The organism is Pseudomonas sp. NBRC 111132 (assembly GCF_001320565.1).
Lineage (GTDB): Bacteria > Pseudomonadota > Gammaproteobacteria > Pseudomonadales > Pseudomonadaceae > Aquipseudomonas > Aquipseudomonas putida_P.
Window position 1 is genome coordinate 1 of the sequence record NZ_BCBI01000069.1, and the last position, 19,811, is coordinate 19,811.

The window sequence follows — 19,811 nt, forward strand, 5'->3', positions numbered from 1 at the left end:
AGATAACGCAATTGGTGCTCGGCACGTTCGCCATCGGCACCCAGCAACGCATTGACGTTGAAGCATGTGTGCTGGTCGCGCACCCGCAATTGCGCCTGGCCCGTGCCAAAATCGTAGTTCAGTGGCTGCCCGCGCAAGGCTTGCCAGAACAATGGGCTAAGCCGCCAGGCGGGGTCCCGCAGAGCCTGCTCGGCATAGGCAAGGCCCGCCTGCTCCATGGCGCGCACCTGCACCCGCTGCTGCAACAGACGCACCTCATCCACCTGGCGCCGACCATCTTCCACCAACCAAGCCATGCCCGCCGCCAGCATCGCCAGCACCACCATCACCATCAACAGGGCCGCCCCCTGCTGTTGCCTGCCACCCATCCGTGCGTGCCTCGCTCGCGAAGTAAAAACGCCAGTCAACACGCCGCTTGTTGCAGGTAGATGGCAATGCCCGTTCGTCATGCGCATGTCATCTAGGCGATGCAGGATTGCCCTTCCTTTTCATGGCCTTACAGGAGTGGTCGCAATGGGTGGCATTGGAATCTGGCAACTGGTGATCGTACTGCTGATCGTATTTCTGCTGTTTGGCACCAAGCGCCTCAAGGGCCTGGGCAGCGATGTGGGCGAGGCGATCCAGGGTTTTCGCAAGTCCATGGGCGGTGACAATGACGCCAGCACACCCGGCCAGGCGCAGATGCAGCAACAGGCCCCGCTGACCGGCCAGGCCACGCAGCAACCGCAAGCGGACCGTCAGGCCTGATGTTCGAGGTAGGCTTCAGCGAGTTGCTGCTGGTCGGCGTCGTCGCCCTGCTGGTGCTGGGCCCGGAGCGCCTGCCAGTGGCGGCACGCACCCTTGGGCGTGGCCTGGGCCAGGCGCGCCGGGCCATGCACGCCTTGCGTACGCAGGTGGAGCGCGAAATCGAGCTGCCCCACCTCGACAGCGCACCCTTGCAGCGCCTGGAACAGGAGATCCGTCAGGGCATCAGCCTGAATACAGAGCCGGCCAATGATGCGGCTACAGTCACGCTACCCAAGGAAAACGCCTCATGAGCAGTGCCATGGACCCGACGGCCAGCATGCCGTTGACTGAACACCTGCGCGACCTGCGCAAACGCCTGGTGCGTTGTCTGGGGTTGGTGGCATTGGTGTTCGCCGGCCTGTTCCCCTTCGCCCAAACGCTGTACACGCTCATCTCCGAGCCGCTTCGGCGCTTTTTGCCGGAAGGCGCGAGCATGATCGCCACCAGCGTCACCTCGCCTTTTCTGACGCCGTTCAAGCTGACCGCGATGTGCGCACTGTTCGTGGCCATGCCGCTGCTGCTGCATCAGGCCTGGGGCTTTCTGGCACCGGGGTTGTACCGCCGTGAACGGCGCATTGCCCTGCCGCTGCTGGTGTCGAGCATCGTGCTGTTCTATGCCGGCATGGCGTTCGCGTTCTTCCTGGTGTTTCCGATGATGTTCGGCTTTTTTGCCAGCGTGACACCGGACGGTGTGGCGATGATGACTGACATCAGCCAGTACCTGGACTTTATCCTGGCGCTGTTTTTGGCATTCGGGCTGGCATTCGAGATCCCGGTGGCGACCTTCATCGTGGTCTGGGTGGGGTTGGCCGATGTGGCCACATTGCGGCGCAGCAGGCCCTACGTGATCGTCGGGTGCTTTGTGGTGGGGATGATCCTGACGCCGCCGGATGTGTTTTCGCAGACGATGCTAGCGGTGCCGATGTGGATACTGTTCGAGGTGGGATTGCTGGCTTGTGCCTGGTTGAAGCGGCCTGAGCCCGGCAAGGAGATTGTGGCCGGCTTATAGAGCCCTTTCGCGGGCTTGCCCGCGAAGGCCTTGATGCAGTCTAGAACTGGGCGAGCTGCCAGACTTCGTAGGCTGGCGTCTCGTAGGGGTGGTTCTGCTTCAGGGCAGCGACGACCTGGGCTACCAGACCGTCAGCCACCACAAGCTCCACCTTCCACTCTTCCACCACCTCGACCTGGCCGGTTTGCCCGAGGAACGGCTGGCTGCCGTCCAACGGGCGGAACTGGCCCTGGCCCAGGGTTTGCCAGGCGCAGTGGTCATAGTCACCGATGCGCCCGCCACCAGCAGCGAACACAGCGGCCTTGACCACTTCGACGTGGCTGGCGGGGACGAAGAAGGCGAGCTTGTACACGCCTTAGTTCACCCACACCCGCGCGTTGCGGAACATACGCATCAGCGCAGCATCTTCCTGCCACTCGTCTGGGCGCCAGGAGTTCTGCACGGCGCGGAATACGCGCTCCGGGTGCGGCATCATGATGGTCACACGGCCATCGCGGCTGGTCAGGCCGGTGATACCACGCGGCGAGCCGTTCGGGTTGGCCGGGTAGGCTTCGGTGACCTTGCCGTGGTTGTCGACGTAGCGCAGGGCCACGCAACCGGACAGATCGGCTTCCAGCAATGCCGCTTCGTTGGCGAATTCGGCATGGCCTTCACCGTGGGCGATGGCGATCGGCATGCGCGAACCGGCCATGCCCTGCAGGAAGATCGAGTTGGACTTCTGCACCTCGACCATGGCCACGCGTGCCTCGAACTGCTCCGAGCGGTTACGCACGAAATGCGGCCAGTACTCGGTGCCCGGGATCAGCTCGTGCAGGTTGGACATCATCTGGCAACCGTTGCACACGCCCAGGGCGAAGCTGTCGGTACGCTCGAAGAAGGCCTGGAAGGCATCACGGGCACGGGCGTTGAACAGCGCCGACTTGGCCCAGCCTTCACCCGCGCCCAGCACGTCGCCGTAGGAGAAGCCACCGCAGGCGACCAGGCCCTTGAAGGCCTCGAAGTCGACACGGCCAGCGAGGATGTCGCTCATGTGCACGTCGATGGCAGCGAAGCCTGCGCGGTCGAAGGCAGCGGCCATCTCGACCTGGCCGTTGACGCCCTGCTCGCGCAGGATGGCCACTTGCGGGCGCACGCCCTTCTTGATGTACGGTGCGGCGATGTCATCGTTGACGTCGAAGCCCAGCTTGACCGACAGGCCCGGGTTGTCTTCCTCGAGCAGCAGGTCGAATTCCTGGTCGGCGCAGTCGGCGTTGTCGCGCAGGCGCTGGATTTGGTAGCTGGTCTCGGCCCACTGGCGCTGCAGCATGCGACGGTCATCGTCGAACAGCACCTCACCGTTCAGGCTGATGGACACTTCACCGTTGTTGACCGGCTTGCCGATCACTGCCACGCAACCTTCACCCAGGCCGGCTGCGCTGAACTGTGCCAGCACGTCCGGGGTGGCATCCTGGCGAACCTGGATGACCGCACCCAGCTCTTCGTTGAAGAGGATGGCTGGCACGTCGCCTTTGCTGTCGGTCAGCGGGTCGAGCTGCAGGTCGAGGCCGCAGTGGCCGGCGAAGGCCATTTCCAGCACGGTGGTGAGCAGGCCGCCGTCGGAGCGGTCGTGGTAGGCCAGCAGATGGCCGTCGGCGTTCAGGCCCTGGATCACGGCGAAGAAGGCCTTGAGGTCTTCGGCGTCGTCGACGTCCGGTGCCTGGGCCGCGATCTTGCCGTAGGTCTGGGCCAGGATCGAGGCGCCCATGCGGTTCTTGCCACGGCCCAGGTCGATCAGGATCAGGTCGGTCTCGCCCTTGTCCATGCGCAGTTGCGGGGTGAGGGTCTTGCGGATGTCGGTGACCGGGGCGAAGCCGGTGATGATCAGCGACATTGGCGAGGTGACGCTCTTCTCCACGCCCTCCTCGCTCCACTTGGTCTTCATCGACATCGAGTCTTTGCCGACCGGAATGGTAATGCCCAGTTCCGGGCACAGCTCCATGCCGACGGCCTTGACGGTGTCGTACAGGCGGGCGTCTTCACCTGGGTGGCCAGCGGCGGACATCCAGTTGGCCGACAGCTTGATGTCAGACAGCTTCTCGATACGCGAAGCGGCCAGGTTGGTGATGGTCTCGCCGATGGCCATGCGGCCGGAAGCCGGGGCATCCAGCAGCGCCAGCGGGGTACGCTCGCCCATGGCCATGGCTTCACCGGTGTACACATCGAAGCTGGTGGCGGTGACGGCGCAGTCGGCTACCGGAACCTGCCACGGGCCGACCATCTGGTCGCGGGCAACCAGGCCAGTGATGGTGCGGTCGCCGATGGTGATCAGGAAGCTCTTGCTGGCCACGGCCGGGTGGTTCAGCACGCGCTGCACGGCGTTGTCCAGGTCCAACTTGCTCGGGTCGAAGTCATCGCCCAGCTCGGCTTCGCGGGTAACCGAACGGTGCATGCGCGGTGGCTTGCCCAGCAGCACGTCCAGCGGCATGTCCACCGGGGTGTTGCCGAAGTGGCTGTCGCTCACGGTCAGGTGCGGCTCTTCAGTCGCTTCGCCGACCACGGCAAACGGGCAACGCTCACGCTCGCAGATGGCCTGGAAACGCTCGAAGTCGACCGCGCTGACAGCCAGCACGTAACGCTCTTGCGATTCGTTGCTCCAGATTTCGTGCGGGGCCATGCCCGGCTCGTCGTTGGGCACGTTGCGCAGCTCGAAGCGGCCGCCACGGCCACCGTCGTTGACCAGCTCCGGGAAGGCGTTGGAGATACCCCCCGCGCCCACGTCGTGGATGAAGGCGATCGGGTTGTCGTCGCCCAGCTGCCAGCAGCGGTCGATAACTTCCTGGCAGCGGCGCTCCATTTCCGGGTTTTCGCGCTGTACCGAAGCGAAGTCCAGGTCAGCCGAGCTGGCACCGGTAGCCACCGACGAAGCCGCGCCGCCGCCCAGGCCGATCAGCATGGCCGGGCCGCCGAGCACGATCAGTTTGGCGCCGACGGTGATCTCGCCCTTCTGCACGTGGTCTTCACGGATGTTGCCCATGCCACCGGCGAGCATGATTGGCTTGTGGTAACCGCGCACCTCTTCACCGTGCGGGGTGTTGATGGCCTGCTCGAAGGTACGGAAGTAACCGGTCAGGGCCGGGCGACCGAATTCGTTGTTGAACGCCGCGCCACCCAGAGGGCCTTCGATCATGATGTCGAGGGCGTCGACGATACGCTCAGGCTTGCCGTAGGCCTGCTCCCAAGGCTGTTCGAAGCCTGGGATGCGCAGGTTGGACACGGTGAAGCCGGTCAGGCCCGCTTTGGGCTTGGCGCCACGGCCGGTTGCACCTTCGTCGCGGATTTCACCGCCGGAGCCAGTCGATGCACCGGAGAACGGGGCGATGGCGGTCGGGTGGTTGTGGGTTTCCACCTTCATCAGGATGTGCACCGGCTCCTGCACCGCGCCGTACTGGCGGGTTTCAGGGTTCGGGAAGAAACGGCCAGCCACGTTACCGACGATGACCGAGGCGTTGTCCTTGTATGCGGACAGCACGCCTTCGTTGTGCATCTGGTAGGTGTTCTTGATCATGCCGAACAGGCTTTTTTCCTGAGCCTGGCCGTCGATGTCCCAACTGGCGTTGAAGATCTTGTGGCGGCAGTGCTCGGAGTTGGCCTGGGCGAACATCATCAGTTCGATGTCGTTCGGGTTGCGCTTGAGCCCCTGGAAGGCAGCGACCAGGTAGTCGATCTCGTCTTCGGCCAGGGCCAGGCCCAGGTCGATGTTGGCCTGGGCCAGGGCGTCACGGCCACCGGCCAGGATGTCCACCGAGGTCATCGGCTTGGGCTGGGCGTGGCTGAACAGGTCGGCCGCCTGCTCCAGCTGAGCCAGCACACGCTGGGTCATGCGGTCGTGCAGTTCGGCGGCGATCAGTGCAGCGTCAGCGTCGCTCAGGGTGCCGGCAACGTAGTAGGCGATGCCGCGCTCCAGGCGCTGGATCGACTGCAGGCCGCAGTTGTGGGCGATGTCGCTGGCCTTGCTGGCCCACGGCGAAATGGTGCCCAGGCGCGGCACGACCAGGAACAGGCGGCCGGTCGGCTCCTGTACCGGCACGCTCGGGCCGTACTTGAGCAGACGGCCCAGCACCTGCTGCTGGTCGGCGGTCAGCTCGCCGTCAACATCGGCGAAGTGGGCGAATTCGGCATACAAACCAGTAACAGCGGGGACTTTCTGGCTCAGTTGCTCGAGTAATTTACCGTGGCGAAAGGCAGAAAGGGCAGGAGCGCCGCGCAGGATCAACATCGTCGGGACAGCCTCAGGAAGGGGTGTGCTTAGAGGCCGTGCATTCTAGCCTAATTCGATGGCTTTCGGCACCTGCTCTAAGCCACGGCTGCCGGGCGGCGGAACCGGACTTTCGGGTCAAAAAAAAGCAGTACGCATGCAATCAATGCGGGAACAGCACATAACGCGCTACCAGACAACCTAACCGTTGTCGAGATATGGTTGGGCCAGTCCTTTGCGTATACTGCAACCTATGTTCGCCCACACTGCTTTGCGCCAGCGTTGCGCCAAATGGCTTTTCGCAACCGGACTCTTTCTGCTGCTCGGTGCCTGCGTTGAAAAACCCAGCACCCTCGAGCGCGTGAAGGAGGATGGCGTGCTGCGCGTGATCACCCGCAACAGCCCGGCCACCTACTTCCAGGACCGCAACGGCGAAACCGGCTTCGAATACGAGCTAGTCCAGCATTTCGCCGAAGATCTCGGCGTAAAGCTGCAGATCGAGACCGCCGACAACCTCGACGAGCTGTACGACGCCCTAGGCAAACCCTCTGGCCCGGTACTGGCCGCAGCCGGCCTGGTCAGCAGCGAGCGGCGCAAGGCCCAGGTGAAATACTCGCACCCGTACCTGGAAGTGACGCCACAGGTCATCTACCGCAACGGCCGCCCACGCCCGACCAACGCCAAGGGTCTGGTCGGCAAGAAAATCATGGTGCTCAAGGGCAGCAGCCATGCCGACCTGCTGGCTGAGCTGAAAAAGCAGAACCCTGGCCTGGAATATGAAGAGTCCGACGCCGTCGAGGTGGTCGACCTGCTGCGCATGGTCGATGAAGGGCAGATCGACCTGACCCTGGTCGACTCCAACGAACTGGCGATGAACCAGGTGTACTTCCCTAACGTGCGAGTCGCCTTCGACGTGGGTGATACCCGCGACCAGCGCTGGGCCGTGGCGGCAGGCGAAGACAACAGCCTGCTCAACGAGATCAACGAGTTTCTCGACAAGGCGCAAAAGAACGGCACGCTGCAGCGCCTGAAAGACCGCTACTACGGCCATGTCGATGTATTGGGCTATGTCGGTGCCTACACCTTCGCCCAGCACCTGCAACAACGCCTGCCCAAGTACGAAAAACACTTCAAGAGCTACGCCAAGGTCGAGCAGGTCGACTGGCGCCTGCTGGCCGCAATCGGCTACCAGGAGTCGATGTGGCAGCCGGAAGTCACCTCCAAGACCGGCGTGCGCGGCCTGATGATGCTGACCCAACGCACCGCCCAGGCGATGGGTGTGTCCAACCGACTGGACCCCAAGCAGAGCATTCAGGGCGGCGCCAAGTATTTCATGAAGATCAAGGAAGAGCTCGACGACAGCATTCAGGAGCCGGACCGCACCTGGTTCGCCCTGGCGGCCTATAACGTGGGTACCGGCCACCTGGAAGACGCCCGGACCCTGGCCAAGCGCGAAAAGCTCAACCCGAACAAGTGGCTGGACGTCAAGAAGATGCTGCCACGCCTGTCACAGAAGCAGTGGTACCGGCAGACCAAGTACGGTTATGCCCGTGGCGGCGAGCCGGTGCACTTCGTGGCCAACATCCGTCGTTACTACGACATCCTTACCTGGGTGACCCAACCGCAGCTCGAAGGCCAGGTGGCCGAGGGCAACCTGCATGTGCCTGGGGTGAACAAGGACAAGCCGGCTGATCAGTCGCCGCCGATGTAAGCCAATACAGGTCAGCCTTTGGCCCGGCGAGCCTTGAAGAATTCGCTGAGGATCTGCCCGCACGCCTCCGCCAGCACTCCACCCTCCACCATCACCCGGTGGTTCAGAAACCCTTGGCCGAAGAACTGCCCCTGGCTCTGTACAATCCCCGCCTTGGGCTCCAGCGCGCCAAACACCACCCGCATCACCCGCGAATGCACGATCAGCCCTGCACACATGCTGCACGGCTCCAGGGTCACGTACAGGGTGCTGCCGGGCAGCCGGTAGTTGCTGGCCGCTTTCGCCGCTGCGCGGATGGCCACCATTTCAGCATGCGCACTCGGGTCGCTGTCGATGATCGGCCGGTTGAAGCCCTGGCCAATCACCTGCCCATGCTGCACCAATACCGCACCCACCGGCACCTCGCCCAACGCCGCGCCCTCGGCAGCCAGCGCCAGGGCCAGGCGCATGAACTCCTGATCGCGGCTGCGATCGATGATCTGCGGACGCATCAGACCACCGCGATCGCGGCCATCAGGCCGGTTTCCATGTGGTCGATGACGTGGCAATGGAACATCCAGGTACCTGGGTTATCCGCCACCAGTGCAACCTGGGCGCGCTCGTTCTTGCCCAGCAGGTAGGTGTCGGTAAACCACGGCTCCTTGATGTCGTGGCGATTGGAGCCGATCACCTTGAAGCTCATGCCATGCAGGTGGATCGGGTGCTGGTACTGGGTCATGTTCTTCAGCTCGAAAATGTAGCTCTTGCCCTTCTGCAACGTGGCGATGGGGCGGTCGGCGCAGGTCTTGTCGGTGATGTCCCAGGCCTGGCCGTTGATCTGCCACATGCTCGACGGTTTGTCGGGGTCAGGGGTAACCGTGACGCTCGCCGCCCACTCGAAATTGAAGTTGAGCTTTTCGGCATTCTCCAGGTCTGGCTCGGCGATCGGGTTGGGTGGCAGCGCTGGCGGCCAGTCGCTTGGCGCGTCATTGCTGGCCACTGAACGCAGGGTGCCCAGGCGCACGAAACCGTCGCGCAGGGAGATTTCCTCACCCGCTTGGGGAATGCGGATAGCCAGGCAGATACGCATGCCGGGGCCAAGCCAGTAGTCGTCTTCCAATGGCCGTGGGGTCACTGGGTTGCCGTCCAGGGCATAGATTTTCGCTTCGCAGTTGCCCTTGAGATTGAGGCGGTAGGTCCAGGTGTTGTCCAGGTTCAGCAGACGCACCCGCACCACCTGGCCGGCCGGCAGCTCGGTGACCGAGTCGGCCTGGCCATTGATGGTGATCAAGCGCCCGGCGGTGCCGTTACGCGCGGCCTCACGCGGGATGCTGAAGGGCAGCCAGGCGCCCTGCTCGTCTACATGCCAGTTCTTCAGGCTCAGCGTGCGCTCATGAAGGAAGCCAGTCGGTTCGCGCTCTTCGACGATCAGCGGCCCAACCAGGCCACGGCCCAGCTCTTCGGAGCTGCTGACATGCGGGTGATACCAGTAGCTGCCGGCGTCCGGTACGCGGAACTTGTAATCGAAATACTCGCCCGGCTTAACTGGCAGTTGCGAGACATAGGGCACGCCGTCCATTTCCAGCGGCAGGCGGATGCCGTGCCAATGGATGGTGGTCTCGACCGGCAGGTGGTTGATGAAGCGTACCCGCAACCAGGTGCCCTGGCGCACGCGCAGCTCGGTACCCGGTGCCGACGGGCCGAATGCCCAGGCCTCGGTCTTGAAGCCCGGCACCAATTCGACGTCCAGGGGCGCTGCAATCAGCTCATAATCGTGGCCGGCGTTGTCATCTTCGACCTTGCCCAGCCAGTAACGCGCCGCGCCACCGGCACCCAGGCCAACCACAACCAGGCCAGTGAGGCCCTTGAGCATTTGTCGACGGGTGAAGGACATCGGTGCGGGTACCTCGTGTTCTGCGCAATCAAGCTGCCAGCATTGGCTGGCGATGAAGGGCGAATACGATACACCTGCAAATGGGAAAGATTAAGTGAAGTCTTGTATCGGCCTGTGCTGGCCCCTTCACGGTTTTACCCGCGAAGGGGCCAGCACAGGAAACAGATACGACAAGGGCGCCTTACGGCGCCCTTGTGGCTCAACTTATTCCCACTCGATAGTGGCAGGCGGCTTGCTCGACACGTCGTAAGTAACGCGCGAGATACCGTCGATTTCGTTGATGATACGGCCGCTGACGGTTTCCAGCAGCTCGTACGGCAGGTGCGCCCAACGCGCGGTCATGAAGTCCACGGTCTCGACGGCACGCAGGGCCACGACCCAGGCGTAGCGACGGCCGTCGCCAACGACGCCAACCGACTTGACCGGCTGGAACACCACGAACGCCTGGCTGGTCTTGTGGTACCAATCGGCCTTGCGCAGTTCTTCGATGAAGATGTGGTCGGCGCGACGCAGGATGTCGGCGTATTCCTTCTTCACTTCACCGAGGATACGCACGCCCAGGCCCGGGCCTGGGAACGGGTGGCGGTAGACCATGTCGTACGGCAGGCCCAGCTCCAGGCCAATCTTGCGCACTTCGTCCTTGAACAGTTCACGCAGCGGCTCGACCAGCTTGAGGTTCATTTCCTCTGGCAGGCCACCCACGTTGTGGTGCGACTTGATCACATGGGCCTTGCCGCTCTTGGCACCCGCCGACTCGATCACGTCCGGGTAGATGGTGCCTTGGGCGAGGAACTGGATGTTTTCCAGCTTGCTGGCTTCGGCATCGAAGATGTCGATGAAGGTGCGGCCGATGATCTTGCGCTTCTTCTCTGGGTCGGCTTCGCCTTCCAGGTTGTCGAGGAACTGCTTTTCAGCATCGGCACGGATCACCTTGACGCCCATGTTCTCTTTGAACATGGCCATCACCTGGTCACCTTCGTGCAGGCGCAGCAGGCCGTTGTCGACGAATACGCAGGTCAGCTGGTCGCCGATGGCACGGTGCAGCAGCGCGGCAACCACCGAGCTGTCAACACCGCCGGACAGGCCCAGCAGGACGTTGGCCGAACCTACTTGTGCACGCACCTGGGCGATGGCGTCTTCGACGATGTTGGACGCGGTCCACAGGGCTTCACAGCCGCAGATGTCCTGCACGAAGCGGGACAGGATGCGACCGCCCTGCTTGGTGTGGGTCACTTCCGGGTGGAATTGCACGCCGTAGTAGCCGCGGGCATCGTCGTACATGCCGGCGATCGGGCAGCTTGGGGTGCTGGCCAGGATGTTGAAGTTGCCCGGCATCTGGGTGACCTTGTCGCCGTGGCTCATCCACACGTCCAGGCCCAGCACGCCGTCGTCGTCAACGTGGTCTTCGATGCCGTCGAGCAGGCGGCTCTTGCCGACCACGTCCACGCGGGCATAACCGAACTCACGCAGGTCGGAACCTTCGACCTTGCCGCCCATTTGCTCGGCCATGGTCTGCATGCCGTAGCAGATGCCCAGCACGGGTACGTTCAGGTCGAACACGGCCTGCGGCGCGCGCGGGCTGTTGGCTTCGTGAACCGACTCGGGGCCGCCGGCGAGGATGATGCCGCGCGGGTTGAATTCGCGGATCGCTTCATCGTCCATGTCGAACGGGTGCAGTTCGCAGTACACGCCGATTTCGCGCACGCGGCGGGCGATCAGCTGGGTGTACTGGGAACCGAAATCGAGGATCAGGATGCGGTGAGCGTGAATGTCGAGGGCCATGACTCAATCTCGTCAGTGGAAATCGGAAACGACGCGGGGCTGTCGTGACAGCCCCGCTTTAGGTTGTAGCTGGAAGCCTCAGCCTACGCGGTAGTTAGGGGCTTCTTTGGTGATCTGCACGTCATGCACGTGCGACTCGGCCATGCCGGCACCGGTGATGCGCACGAATTCCGGCTTGGTGCGCATCTCTTCGATGGTTGCGCTGCCGGTGTAGCCCATGGACGAACGCAGGCCGCCCATCAGCTGGTGGATGATCGCGGCCAGGGCGCCTTTGTAAGGAACACGGCCTTCGATCCCCTCAGGAACAAGCTTCTCGGCGCCGGCCGAGGAGTCCTGGAAGTAACGGTCGGACGAGCCTTGCGCCTGTGCCATGGCACCCAGCGAGCCCATGCCGCGGTAGGCCTTGTAGGAACGGCCCTGGAACAGTTCGACTTCGCCTGGGGCCTCTTCGGTACCGGCGAACATCGAACCCATCATCACGCAGGAAGCACCGGCAACGATGGCCTTGGACAGGTCACCGGAGAAGCGGATGCCGCCGTCGGCGATCAATGGTACGCCAGTGCCTTCCAGTGCGGCTGCGACGTTGGCGATGGCGCTGATTTGCGGCACGCCGACACCGGCAACGATACGGGTGGTGCAGATGGAGCCCGGGCCGATACCGACCTTGACGGCATCAGCGCCCGCTTCGGCCAGGGCCTTGGCAGCAGCGCCAGTGGCGATGTTGCCGCCGATCACCTGCACTTGCGGGTAGGTTTCTTTCACCCAGCGCACGCGGTCGATCACGCCTTTGGAGTGGCCGTGGGCGGTGTCGACCACCACCACGTCAACGCCTGCGGCTACCAGGGCAGCAACACGCTCGCCGGTGTCCTTGCCGGTGCCGACGGCGGCGCCGACACGCAGGCGACCTTGGTCGTCCTTGCTGGCCAGCGGGTAGGCCTTGGCCTTTTCGATGTCCTTGACGGTCATCATGCCTTTGAGGTTGAACTTGTCGTCAACGATCAGGACTTTTTCCAGGCGGTGCTTGTGCAGCAGCTCACGGACTTCGTTCTTGTCGGCGCCTTCGCGGACAGTGACCAGACGCTCTTTGGGCGTCATCACGTCGCGGACCTTGGCGTCCAGGCGGGTTTCGAAGCGTACGTCACGGGAGGTGACGATGCCGACCAGGTCGCCATTCGCCAGTACCGGAACGCCGGAGATGTTGTTCAGGCGGGTCAGGTCGAACAGGTCGCGCACGGTGGCGTCGGCCTCGATGGTGATCGGGTCCTTGACCACGCCAGCCTCGAACTTCTTGACCTTGCGTACTTCGCCGGCCTGCTGTTCGATGGTCATGTTCTTGTGGATGATGCCGATGCCGCCTTCCTGGGCCATGGCAATGGCCAGACGCGCTTCGGTCACGGTATCCATGGCGGCGGAAACCAGCGGAATGTTCAGCTCGATGCCACGGGTCAAACGGGTCTTGAGACTGACTTCATTAGGCAGTACCTCGGAATAGCCAGGTACAAGGAGGATATCGTCGAAGGTCAGGGCTTCTTGGCTGATACGCAGCATCGCGGGGGCTCCCGGGCGGGAAAAATGGAAGCGCGCCATTATACTCATGCACGGCGCGCCGCTCAATGCAAAATAAGGGCCTTCGGTCAGCCTTGTGGCAGTTTTACCTGTACCACGGCCACCGGCTGGTCGAGCCAGTCGGCGAAGCTGTCGAGAAAGGCCTGGGTGAACCCGGCCTCGCCCCAGTTGTTGAAGATGAACCCCAGGTTGGAAAAGGCACATGGCTGCAGGTAAATGAAGCCATTGATGTCATCTTCGAAGCCGCACAGCGGGCACGTGAAGTTATCGCTCACTCCCGGCATCCACTCTTCCAGGCTTTCGAACAGCGGCTCGCCCACCTCGCGCCGGCACTCCGGGCAACCGGCTTCTTCGAGGAAGCCCTCGGTGGGGGTATAGATGCAGCGCTTGAGCATCACTTCCAGGCCGTTGGCCTGCGCGCCGAAAGGCAGTTTTTCCGGGTGCAGGGCCACCTTGCGCGCCCCTGCCGCCAGGGCATGGCCCATGCGGTTGCCGGTGCGGCCACAGGTGGTCAGCTGTTCCTCGACCACCTTTTCGCGCACCAGCCAACGCAGGATGGCGCGGGCACGGGCTTCGTGCACCGGGACGGTAGACAGTTTGGGAACGATGATGCTCTGGGTGTTCATGAACGGGTCAAGCCTGAAAGACTGCGGTAATGGCGCAATTCTACCGCTCAGGCGCTCAGGTAGCGACCGATCAACGCCAGGCCGCTGGCTAGCACCAACCAGGTGACCAGGCGCACGAAAGCTTCACGGGACAGCCGGTTGGTCAACCTGCGCCCCACCCAGAGCCCGACGAACATCACTGGCAGCAAGCAGGCGGCGAGCAGCAGCAGGCTTTGGTCAGCATAAACGCCGGCAATCAGGAACAGCGTCAGGCGCACTACCGTGCTGCAACTGATGAGCGCGCTTTGAGTGGCACGCACCTGCTCTTTGACTTCCAGCCGCGCGCTCAGGTAAAGGGCGTAAAGAAACCCACCGCTACCGAACAAGGCCCCGAACAACCCGCCTGCCGTCCCCATCGGCACCGCCCACAAGCCCGACAGACTGGCCGGCCGCACTTTGACTGCCAGCCCGTACAGCGCATAGGCGGTCACGAACACCCCCATCAACAGCAGCAAGAGGTCGGACTTCAACTGCAGCAGGAACACCACGCCCAACGTGCAACCCAGGGCCATGAACGGCAGCAGCCGCAGCAACTCGCCGCGCACTACATCCCGGCGCGACGGCAGCAGGTTGCCGAAGGCGGCGACAAAGTCCAGCAACACCAGCAGCGGGATGATGCGAGACAAAGGCATGAAGTGGATCAACACCGGGCCGGCCACCAGCGCGGTGCCAAAGCCGGCGATACCGAAGACGATGTAGGCAACGCCGACACCCAGCAGAATGGGTAGCCAATCAAGGCCGGAAAACGACAATTGAGCAAGCATGGCGGCAGTTCCTGGGAAGACAGGCAAAGGTTAGCCAGCGATGAGTCATGCCGACTAATATGCCTTTATCGCCACAGCCATCTCGAAAAGGCATGACATGACGTCGATCCGCCAGTTGCGTTACTTCGTGGAAATCGCCGAATGCGGCAGCTTCAGCGGTGCCGCCGAGCGGTTGTACATCGCCCAGTCGGCATTGAGCCGGCAGATCACGGCGTTGGAACAGCAACTGGGCACGCCGCTGTTCGAGCGCACCGCGCGCCTGCCACGCCTGACACTGGCCGGGCAGGCATTTCTGGAGCGGGCCCGCCGCTTGCTGGCCGACCTGGCACAGGCCGAGCGGGTTACCCGCGACATCGGCGACGGGCTGAAAGGCAGCCTGCGCCTGAACCATTCCAGCACCGTACCGGTGACAGGCCCGTTGCTGGGTCGCCTGGGCAACTACCTGAAGGACAACCCCGGGGTTTCACTGGAGATTGCACAGCAATCGTCGGAGGCACAGCTGGAAGATATTGCTGGCGGGCGGTTGGATATCGGCCTGCTGCGTTTGCCGGTGCTGCGCCAGCATAAAGGTGTGGTGCTGCATGAACTGTTCCGCGAGCCCTTGCTGCTGGCGGTCGCCGCTGGGCATCCCTTGGCCAACGCCCAGCAAGTTCAGTTGGAGCGACTGCGGGAAGAACGCTTCATTTCCATCCCGCACCGAGATCGCGGCGGCTTGAGCTATCTGTCGGCCTCGTTGTGCATGGACGCTGGCTTCTTCCCGCAGGCGGCGCAGGTGTTGTCACGCAAGACGACGCAGTTGCAGCTGATTCAAGCGGGGTTTGGGGTGGCGCTGTTGCCAGCGTGCATGCGCGAAATCGCGCCGGCGTCGGTCAGCTTCGTGGCGCTGGAGGGTGACTGCCAGAGCACAGTGGCGCTGGCCTGTCGACGCGATGCGGGGCAGATGGTGCGGCAGTTCGTAACGACGATGCAGGCTTGAAGCTGCGACCGCGACAGGTCCGACCACAGATGCGGTGACAGGGCCGGGACAGACAACCGGGGCTGATGTCCTTTATGATGCCTGCCATGATCAAAGACCCCTTCGAACGACTCGGCCTGGACCGCGAGGTCCTTACCGTCAGCCAACTCAATGGCCGCGCCCGCGTGCTGCTGGAAGACGTGTTCCGCAGCGTCTGGGTGGAAGGCGAAATCTCCAACCTCGCCCGCCCGGCGTCCGGCCACATGTACTTCACCCTCAAGGACAGTGGCGCCCAGGTGCGTTGTGCGTTGTTCCGACAGAACGCCACACGGGTGCGCCAAGCCCTGCGCGACGGCCTGGCGGTGCGGGTGCGCGGCAAGGTTTCGCTGTTCGAGGGGCGTGGCGACTACCAGCTGATTCTCGACACCGTCGAGCCGGCCGGCGATGGTGCCTTGCGGCTGGCCTTCGAGGCGCTGAAGGAAAAGCTCGGTGCCGAGGGGCTGTTCAACACCGAACGCAAGAAGCCGCTGCCAGCCCACCCGCAACGCATCGGCATCATCACCTCGCCCACGGGCGCTGTGATCCGCGACATCATCAGCGTGTTCGGCCGCCGTGCCCCGCAGGTGGAACTGAACCTGATTCCTACGGCAGTACAAGGCCGCGAAGCCATCGCGCAGATCGTGCGCGCCATTCGCCTGGCCGACAGCCTTGGCTTCGATGCACTGATCCTGGCCCGTGGTGGCGGCTCGCTGGAGGACCTGTGGTGCTTCAACGAAGAAGCCGTGGCGCGTGCCGTGGCCGCCTGCGTCACCCCGATAGTCAGCGCCGTGGGCCATGAAACCGACGTATCGATCAGCGACTTCGTCGCCGACATGCGCGCGCCCACCCCGTCTGCCGCCGCCGAGCTGCTGGCCCCCGACAACAGCGGCCTGCAGCAACGCCTGGATGGCCTGCAGCGGCGCCTGCTGCTGCGCATGCAGAACCGCCTGACCCACGACCGCCTGCGCCTGGAGTCACTGACCCGGCGCCTGCGCCACCCAGGCGAGCGCTTGCGTCAGCAGGCACAGCGCCTGGACGACCTGGACATGCGCCTGCGTCGCGCCTTCATGCTCAACCTCAACCAGCGCCGCGAACGCCTGGCGCGCCTGGACACCCGCCTGGCCGCGCAGCACCCGGGCCGTAACCTGAAGCTGTTGAAACAACGCCTGGACAGCCTGGCCGAGCGCCTGCCACGGGCCATGCGCGATGTGTTGAAAGACCGTCGCCAACGCTTCCAGGCCCAACTGCAAACCCTGCAGGTGGTCAGCCCGCTGGCCACCCTCGCCCGCGGCTACAGCATCCTGCTGGACGACCAGGGCCAGGCCATTCGCAGCGCCGAACAAACCCGCAATGGCCAGCGCCTCACCGCCCGCCTGAACGAAGGCGAGCTGCTGGTGCGGGTCGAAGACAACCACCAGACCCCGGTCACCCTCTCACTACTGGACTGACACATGCCCCGCCTGTTCGCGCCCCTGCTTGCCCTTTCCCTGCTGCTGCTGGCTGGCGGCGCCCAGGCCAGCTACATCACCCGCACCCTGAACAAACCGGTCCCGGGCGGCGTGGCAGTGGTCGACCTGGGCCCCGCCGCCAGCGCGCCCAGTGCCCGTTTCGACGGCAAGCCGGTGCTGGTGGTGAAGGAACAGGACAACTGGCTGGCCATCGTCGGCATCCCGCTGACCCAGAAGCCCGGCACCGCAATGCTGAACCAAGGCGGGCGCTCCCTGCCTTTCAGCGTCGGCAGTAAAAAGTACCCTGAGCAGCGCATTACCCTGAAGAACACCCGCCAGGTCAACCCGAACCCGGCCGACCTCAAGCGCATCGACCGCGAGCTGGCCGAGCAGATCAAGGCCTACCGCAGCTTCAGCCCGAGCCTGCCGAGTAACCTGATCCTCGACAAGCCAGTCAACGGCCCGCTGTCGAGCAAGTTCGGCGTGCGCCGTTTCTTCAACGGTGAAGAACGCAACCCGCATGCCGGGCTGGACTTCGCGGTGCCTGCGGGCACGCCGATCAAGACCCCGGCCAATGGCAAGGTGATCCTGGTGGGGGATTACTTCTTCAATGGCCGCACGGTATTCGTCGACCATGGGCAGGGCTTTATCAGCATGTTCTGCCACATGTCGAAGATCGACGTGCAGGTGGGGCAGCAACTGCGCCGGGGCGAGGTGGTCGGGCGCGTAGGTTCGACCGGGCGGGCAACCGGGCCGCACATGCACTGGAACGTCAGCCTGAATGATGCGCGGGTGGACCCGGCGATTTTCATTGGCGCGTTCCAACCCTGAGACCGTGTGAGCCCTATCGCGGGTTTACCCGCGATAGGGCTCACACGGTCTGCAGCAAAACCTCTGTGTTGCGCCTTCGAAAAACACTACGCAAGCATCCAGAAGCACCTAACAAAATCCAGCTATAAAATCTCGCCAAGCAGCTTTTTTTAAGCATTTCTCTCAATTTTCCCCGAACACTTGCCATCCCCCACCCCACTGGTTAAGTTTGAAGGCATGAAAACCTTCAGCACCCTCATCCTGCTCCGACAACATCGCAGCCTCTGCCTGGTCAGCGCCCGACTACCAGGCTGAATCGCGTCGCCTCGCCTCCTCATCTCGTTATTGCTCGGCAGGCCCGATCTCGGCCGCACACAAAAGGATTGCTTCCATGACCATGCTCAAAGACCCTTCGAAGAAGTACCGCGCTTTCCCGACCATCGACCTGCCTGACCGCACCTGGCCGTCGAAGACCATCACCGAAGCACCTATCTGGTGCAGCTCCGACCTGCGTGATGGCAACCAGTCGCTGATCGAGCCGATGGATTCGGAGAAGAAACTGCGCTTCTGGAAGACCTTGGTGCAGGTGGGCGTGAAGGAAATCGAAGCCTCGTTCCCGTCTGCCTCGCAGACCGATTTCGACTTCGTGCGCACTCTGATCCAGGACGGCCACATCCCGGACGACACCACCATCCAGGTGCTCACCCAAGCCCGTGAAGACCTGATCGCCCGCACCTTCGAGTCGCTGCGCGGTGCCAAGAAAGCCATCGTCCACCTGTACAACGCCACCAGCCCGTCGTTCCGCCGCATCGTCTTCAATCAGGACAAACAAGGCGTGAAGGACATCGCGGTGAACGCGGCCAAGCTGTTCGTCAAATACGCTGCCCAGCAGCCAGAAACCCACTGGACCTTCCAGTACTCGCCAGAAACCTTCAGCGCCACCGAAATGGAATTCGCCAAGGAAGTCTGCGACGCGGTCATCGAGGTGTGGAACCCAACACCTGAACACAAGATCATCCTCAACCTGCCGGCCACCGTGGAAGTGTCCACGCCAAACATCTACGCCGACCAGATCGAGTGGTTCTGCCGCAACGTCAGCCGCCGCGACAGCGTGATCATCAGCCTGCACTGCCACAACGACCGTGGCACCGGCATCGCAGCCACCGAGCTGGGCCTGATGGCCGGTGCCGACCGCGCCGAAGGCTGCCTGTTCGGCAACGGCGAGCGTACCGGTAACGTCGACCTGGTGACCTTGGCACTGAACCTCTACACCCAGGGCATCGACCCGCAGCTGGACTTCTCCGACATCGACGGCGTGCGCAAGGTGGTCGAAGAGTGCAACCAGCTGCCAGTGCACCCTCGCCACCCGTATGTTGGCGACCTGGTCCACACCGCGTTCTCCGGCTCGCACCAGGATGCCATCCGCAAGGGCTTCGCCAAGCAGCAGGAAGGCGAACGGTGGGAAGTGCCGTACCTGCCGATCGACCCGGCCGACATCGGCCGCAGCTACGAGGCGGTGATCCGCGTCAACAGCCAGTCGGGCAAAGGCGGCATCACCTACCTGCTCGAACAGGAATATGGCATCAGCCTGCCGCGCCGCATGCAAATCGAGTTCAGCCAAGTGGTGCAAGGTGAAACCGACCGCCTTGGCCTGGAAATGACCGCCCAGCAAATCTACAGCCTGCTGCACAAGGAATATCTCCAGGCCAACGCGCCATACGCATTGGTCAGCCATCGCCTGCAGGAAGAAAACGGCCACAGCGCCGTGGAAGTGGAAGTGGCCGGTGAAGGCGAAACCACCCTGCACTGGCGCGGCAAGGGCAATGGCGCCCTGGAAGCACTGGTGGCTGGCTTGCCGATTGCCGTGGAGATCATGGACTACAACGAGCACGCCATTGGTGCGGGCACCAATGCCAAGGCAGCGGCCTACATTGAACTGCGCGTGGCCGGTGGCCGCCCGGTACATGGCGTAGGCATCGATGAAAACATCACCACCGCCAGCTTCAAGGCACTGTTCAGCGCGCTGAACCGCTCGCTGAGCCAGCAGGAGGCCAAGGCGGCCTGAGCCCTACGGCAAGCATGAGAAAGCCCGCATCGTTTGATGCGGGCTTTTTTATTGCCTGTGCCCGCGAAAGGGCCAGCACAGGCACTGCAAAAAAACCGGACAAA

16 protein-coding genes and 1 pseudogene are annotated in these 19,811 nt (G+C 63.3%); 8 read left to right on the forward strand and 9 right to left on the reverse strand.

The features are described from left to right. A pseudogene (locus APH35_RS24440) lies at positions 1-368 on the reverse strand (type II secretion system protein GspK); the annotation flags it as partial. A gap of 145 nt (positions 369-513) precedes the next feature. On the opposite strand from APH35_RS24440, the gene tatA reads away from it, so the two are divergent. Genes tatA through tatC form a run of 3 tightly spaced genes read left to right on the forward strand, consistent with a single transcriptional unit; the run spans position 514 to position 1,795 of the window. Next, complete coding sequence (tatA, locus tag APH35_RS24445; protein WP_012270732.1) at positions 514-747, forward strand: twin-arginine translocase TatA/TatE family subunit; 234 nt, start codon at positions 514-516, stop codon at positions 745-747. Then, positions 747-1,037 carry a Sec-independent protein translocase protein TatB gene (gene tatB, locus APH35_RS24450; protein WP_012270731.1) on the forward strand — a complete coding sequence of 97 codons (291 nt, stop codon included), beginning with the start codon at positions 747-749 and terminating at the stop codon, positions 1,035-1,037. The genes tatA and tatB overlap by 1 nt, the downstream gene beginning before the upstream one ends. Then, positions 1,034-1,795, forward strand: a complete 762-nt coding sequence (gene tatC, locus APH35_RS24455) for a twin-arginine translocase subunit TatC (protein ID WP_012270730.1) — start codon at positions 1,034-1,036, stop codon at positions 1,793-1,795. The genes tatB and tatC overlap by 4 nt, the downstream gene beginning before the upstream one ends. Positions 1,796-1,835: 40 nt before the next feature. On the opposite strand, the gene APH35_RS24460 is transcribed toward tatC, so the two are convergent. Both APH35_RS24460 and purL read right to left on the reverse strand, forming a co-directional pair. Beyond that, positions 1,836-2,147: an NIF3 1 gene (locus tag APH35_RS24460; RefSeq protein WP_012270729.1), complete on the reverse strand. Its 312-nt coding sequence runs from the start codon at positions 2,145-2,147 to the stop codon at positions 1,836-1,838. Between the two features lie 3 nt (positions 2,148-2,150). Beyond that, positions 2,151-6,050 (reverse strand): phosphoribosylformylglycinamidine synthase, encoded by a 3,900-nt coding sequence (purL, locus tag APH35_RS24465; RefSeq protein ID WP_012270728.1) that lies wholly within the window; start codon positions 6,048-6,050, stop codon positions 2,151-2,153. Between the two features lie 232 nt (positions 6,051-6,282). On the opposite strand from purL, the gene mltF reads away from it, so the two are divergent. Beyond that, positions 6,283-7,740, forward strand: coding sequence for a membrane-bound lytic murein transglycosylase MltF (gene mltF, locus APH35_RS24470; RefSeq protein WP_012270727.1), 1,458 nt, complete (start codon positions 6,283-6,285; stop codon positions 7,738-7,740). An 11-nt stretch (positions 7,741-7,751) separates the two neighbouring features. Here mltF and tadA read toward each other — a convergent pair whose 3' ends face one another. The 6 genes from tadA to APH35_RS24500 form a co-directional block, all read right to left on the reverse strand. Continuing rightward, entirely contained in the window at positions 7,752-8,231 is a 480-nt protein-coding gene (gene tadA, locus APH35_RS24475) for a tRNA adenosine(34) deaminase TadA (RefSeq protein ID WP_060492714.1), read from the reverse strand. Beyond that, positions 8,231-9,613, reverse strand: coding sequence for a multicopper oxidase family protein (locus tag APH35_RS24480; RefSeq protein WP_012270725.1), 1,383 nt, complete (start codon positions 9,611-9,613; stop codon positions 8,231-8,233). Before APH35_RS24480 ends, tadA begins: the two co-directional genes overlap by 1 nt. 204 nt (positions 9,614-9,817) lie before the next feature. Then, entirely contained in the window at positions 9,818-11,395 is a 1,578-nt protein-coding gene (gene guaA / locus APH35_RS24485) for a glutamine-hydrolyzing GMP synthase (RefSeq protein ID WP_012270724.1), read from the reverse strand. Between the two features lie 78 nt (positions 11,396-11,473). Then, positions 11,474-12,943 (reverse strand): IMP dehydrogenase, encoded by a 1,470-nt coding sequence (gene guaB, locus APH35_RS24490; RefSeq protein ID WP_012270723.1) that lies wholly within the window; start codon positions 12,941-12,943, stop codon positions 11,474-11,476. A gap of 86 nt (positions 12,944-13,029) precedes the next feature. Further along, on the reverse strand, positions 13,030-13,587 hold the full coding sequence (locus APH35_RS24495) for a hypothetical protein (RefSeq protein WP_012270722.1): 558 nt from the start codon (positions 13,585-13,587) through the stop codon (positions 13,030-13,032). A gap of 47 nt (positions 13,588-13,634) precedes the next feature. After that, positions 13,635-14,390 (reverse strand): sulfite exporter TauE/SafE family protein, encoded by a 756-nt coding sequence (locus APH35_RS24500; protein ID WP_012270721.1) that lies wholly within the window; start codon positions 14,388-14,390, stop codon positions 13,635-13,637. A 97-nt stretch (positions 14,391-14,487) separates the two neighbouring features. Between APH35_RS24500 and APH35_RS24505 the strand changes: the two genes are divergently transcribed. The 4 genes from APH35_RS24505 to leuA all read left to right on the forward strand — a co-directional run bounded on the left by APH35_RS24505 (position 14,488) and on the right by leuA (position 19,707). Next, positions 14,488-15,366: a LysR family transcriptional regulator gene (locus APH35_RS24505; protein WP_060494476.1), complete on the forward strand. Its 879-nt coding sequence runs from the start codon at positions 14,488-14,490 to the stop codon at positions 15,364-15,366. Between the two features lie 86 nt (positions 15,367-15,452). After that, positions 15,453-16,832 carry an exodeoxyribonuclease VII large subunit gene (gene xseA / locus APH35_RS24510; protein WP_060494477.1) on the forward strand — a complete coding sequence of 460 codons (1,380 nt, stop codon included), beginning with the start codon at positions 15,453-15,455 and terminating at the stop codon, positions 16,830-16,832. A gap of 3 nt (positions 16,833-16,835) precedes the next feature. Further along, entirely contained in the window at positions 16,836-17,663 is an 828-nt protein-coding gene (locus APH35_RS24515; protein ID WP_012270718.1) for a M23 family metallopeptidase, read from the forward strand. 370 nt (positions 17,664-18,033) lie between these two features. Beyond that, positions 18,034-19,707, forward strand: coding sequence for a 2-isopropylmalate synthase (gene leuA / locus APH35_RS24520; protein ID WP_012270717.1), 1,674 nt, complete (start codon positions 18,034-18,036; stop codon positions 19,705-19,707). Positions 19,708-19,811 lie beyond the last annotated feature (104 nt).

Excerpts from the sequence above, each read along its gene's own strand:
- APH35_RS24515 (WP_012270718.1), top strand. The coding sequence starts at position 16,836 with ATGCCCCGCCTGTTCGCGCCCCTGCTTGCCCTTTCCCTGCTGCTGCTG.
- purL (WP_012270728.1), bottom strand. The coding sequence starts at position 6,050 with ATGTTGATCCTGCGCGGCGCTCCTGCCCTTTCTGCCTTTCGCCACGGT.
- tatB (WP_012270731.1), top strand. The coding sequence starts at position 747 with ATGTTCGAGGTAGGCTTCAGCGAGTTGCTGCTGGTCGGCGTCGTCGCC.
- APH35_RS24500 (WP_012270721.1), bottom strand. The coding sequence starts at position 14,390 with ATGCTTGCTCAATTGTCGTTTTCCGGCCTTGATTGGCTACCCATTCTG.
- xseA (WP_060494477.1), top strand. The coding sequence starts at position 15,453 with ATGATCAAAGACCCCTTCGAACGACTCGGCCTGGACCGCGAGGTCCTT.
- APH35_RS24480 (WP_012270725.1), bottom strand. The coding sequence starts at position 9,613 with ATGTCCTTCACCCGTCGACAAATGCTCAAGGGCCTCACTGGCCTGGTT.
- leuA (WP_012270717.1), top strand. The coding sequence starts at position 18,034 with ATGACCATGCTCAAAGACCCTTCGAAGAAGTACCGCGCTTTCCCGACC.
- tatC (WP_012270730.1), top strand. The coding sequence starts at position 1,034 with ATGAGCAGTGCCATGGACCCGACGGCCAGCATGCCGTTGACTGAACAC.
- APH35_RS24495 (WP_012270722.1), bottom strand. The coding sequence starts at position 13,587 with ATGAACACCCAGAGCATCATCGTTCCCAAACTGTCTACCGTCCCGGTG.
- tadA (WP_060492714.1), bottom strand. The coding sequence starts at position 8,231 with ATGCGTCCGCAGATCATCGATCGCAGCCGCGATCAGGAGTTCATGCGC.
- mltF (WP_012270727.1), top strand. The coding sequence starts at position 6,283 with ATGTTCGCCCACACTGCTTTGCGCCAGCGTTGCGCCAAATGGCTTTTC.
- tatA (WP_012270732.1), top strand. The coding sequence starts at position 514 with ATGGGTGGCATTGGAATCTGGCAACTGGTGATCGTACTGCTGATCGTA.
- guaB (WP_012270723.1), bottom strand. The coding sequence starts at position 12,943 with ATGCTGCGTATCAGCCAAGAAGCCCTGACCTTCGACGATATCCTCCTT.
- APH35_RS24505 (WP_060494476.1), top strand. The coding sequence starts at position 14,488 with ATGACGTCGATCCGCCAGTTGCGTTACTTCGTGGAAATCGCCGAATGC.
- guaA (WP_012270724.1), bottom strand. The coding sequence starts at position 11,395 with ATGGCCCTCGACATTCACGCTCACCGCATCCTGATCCTCGATTTCGGT.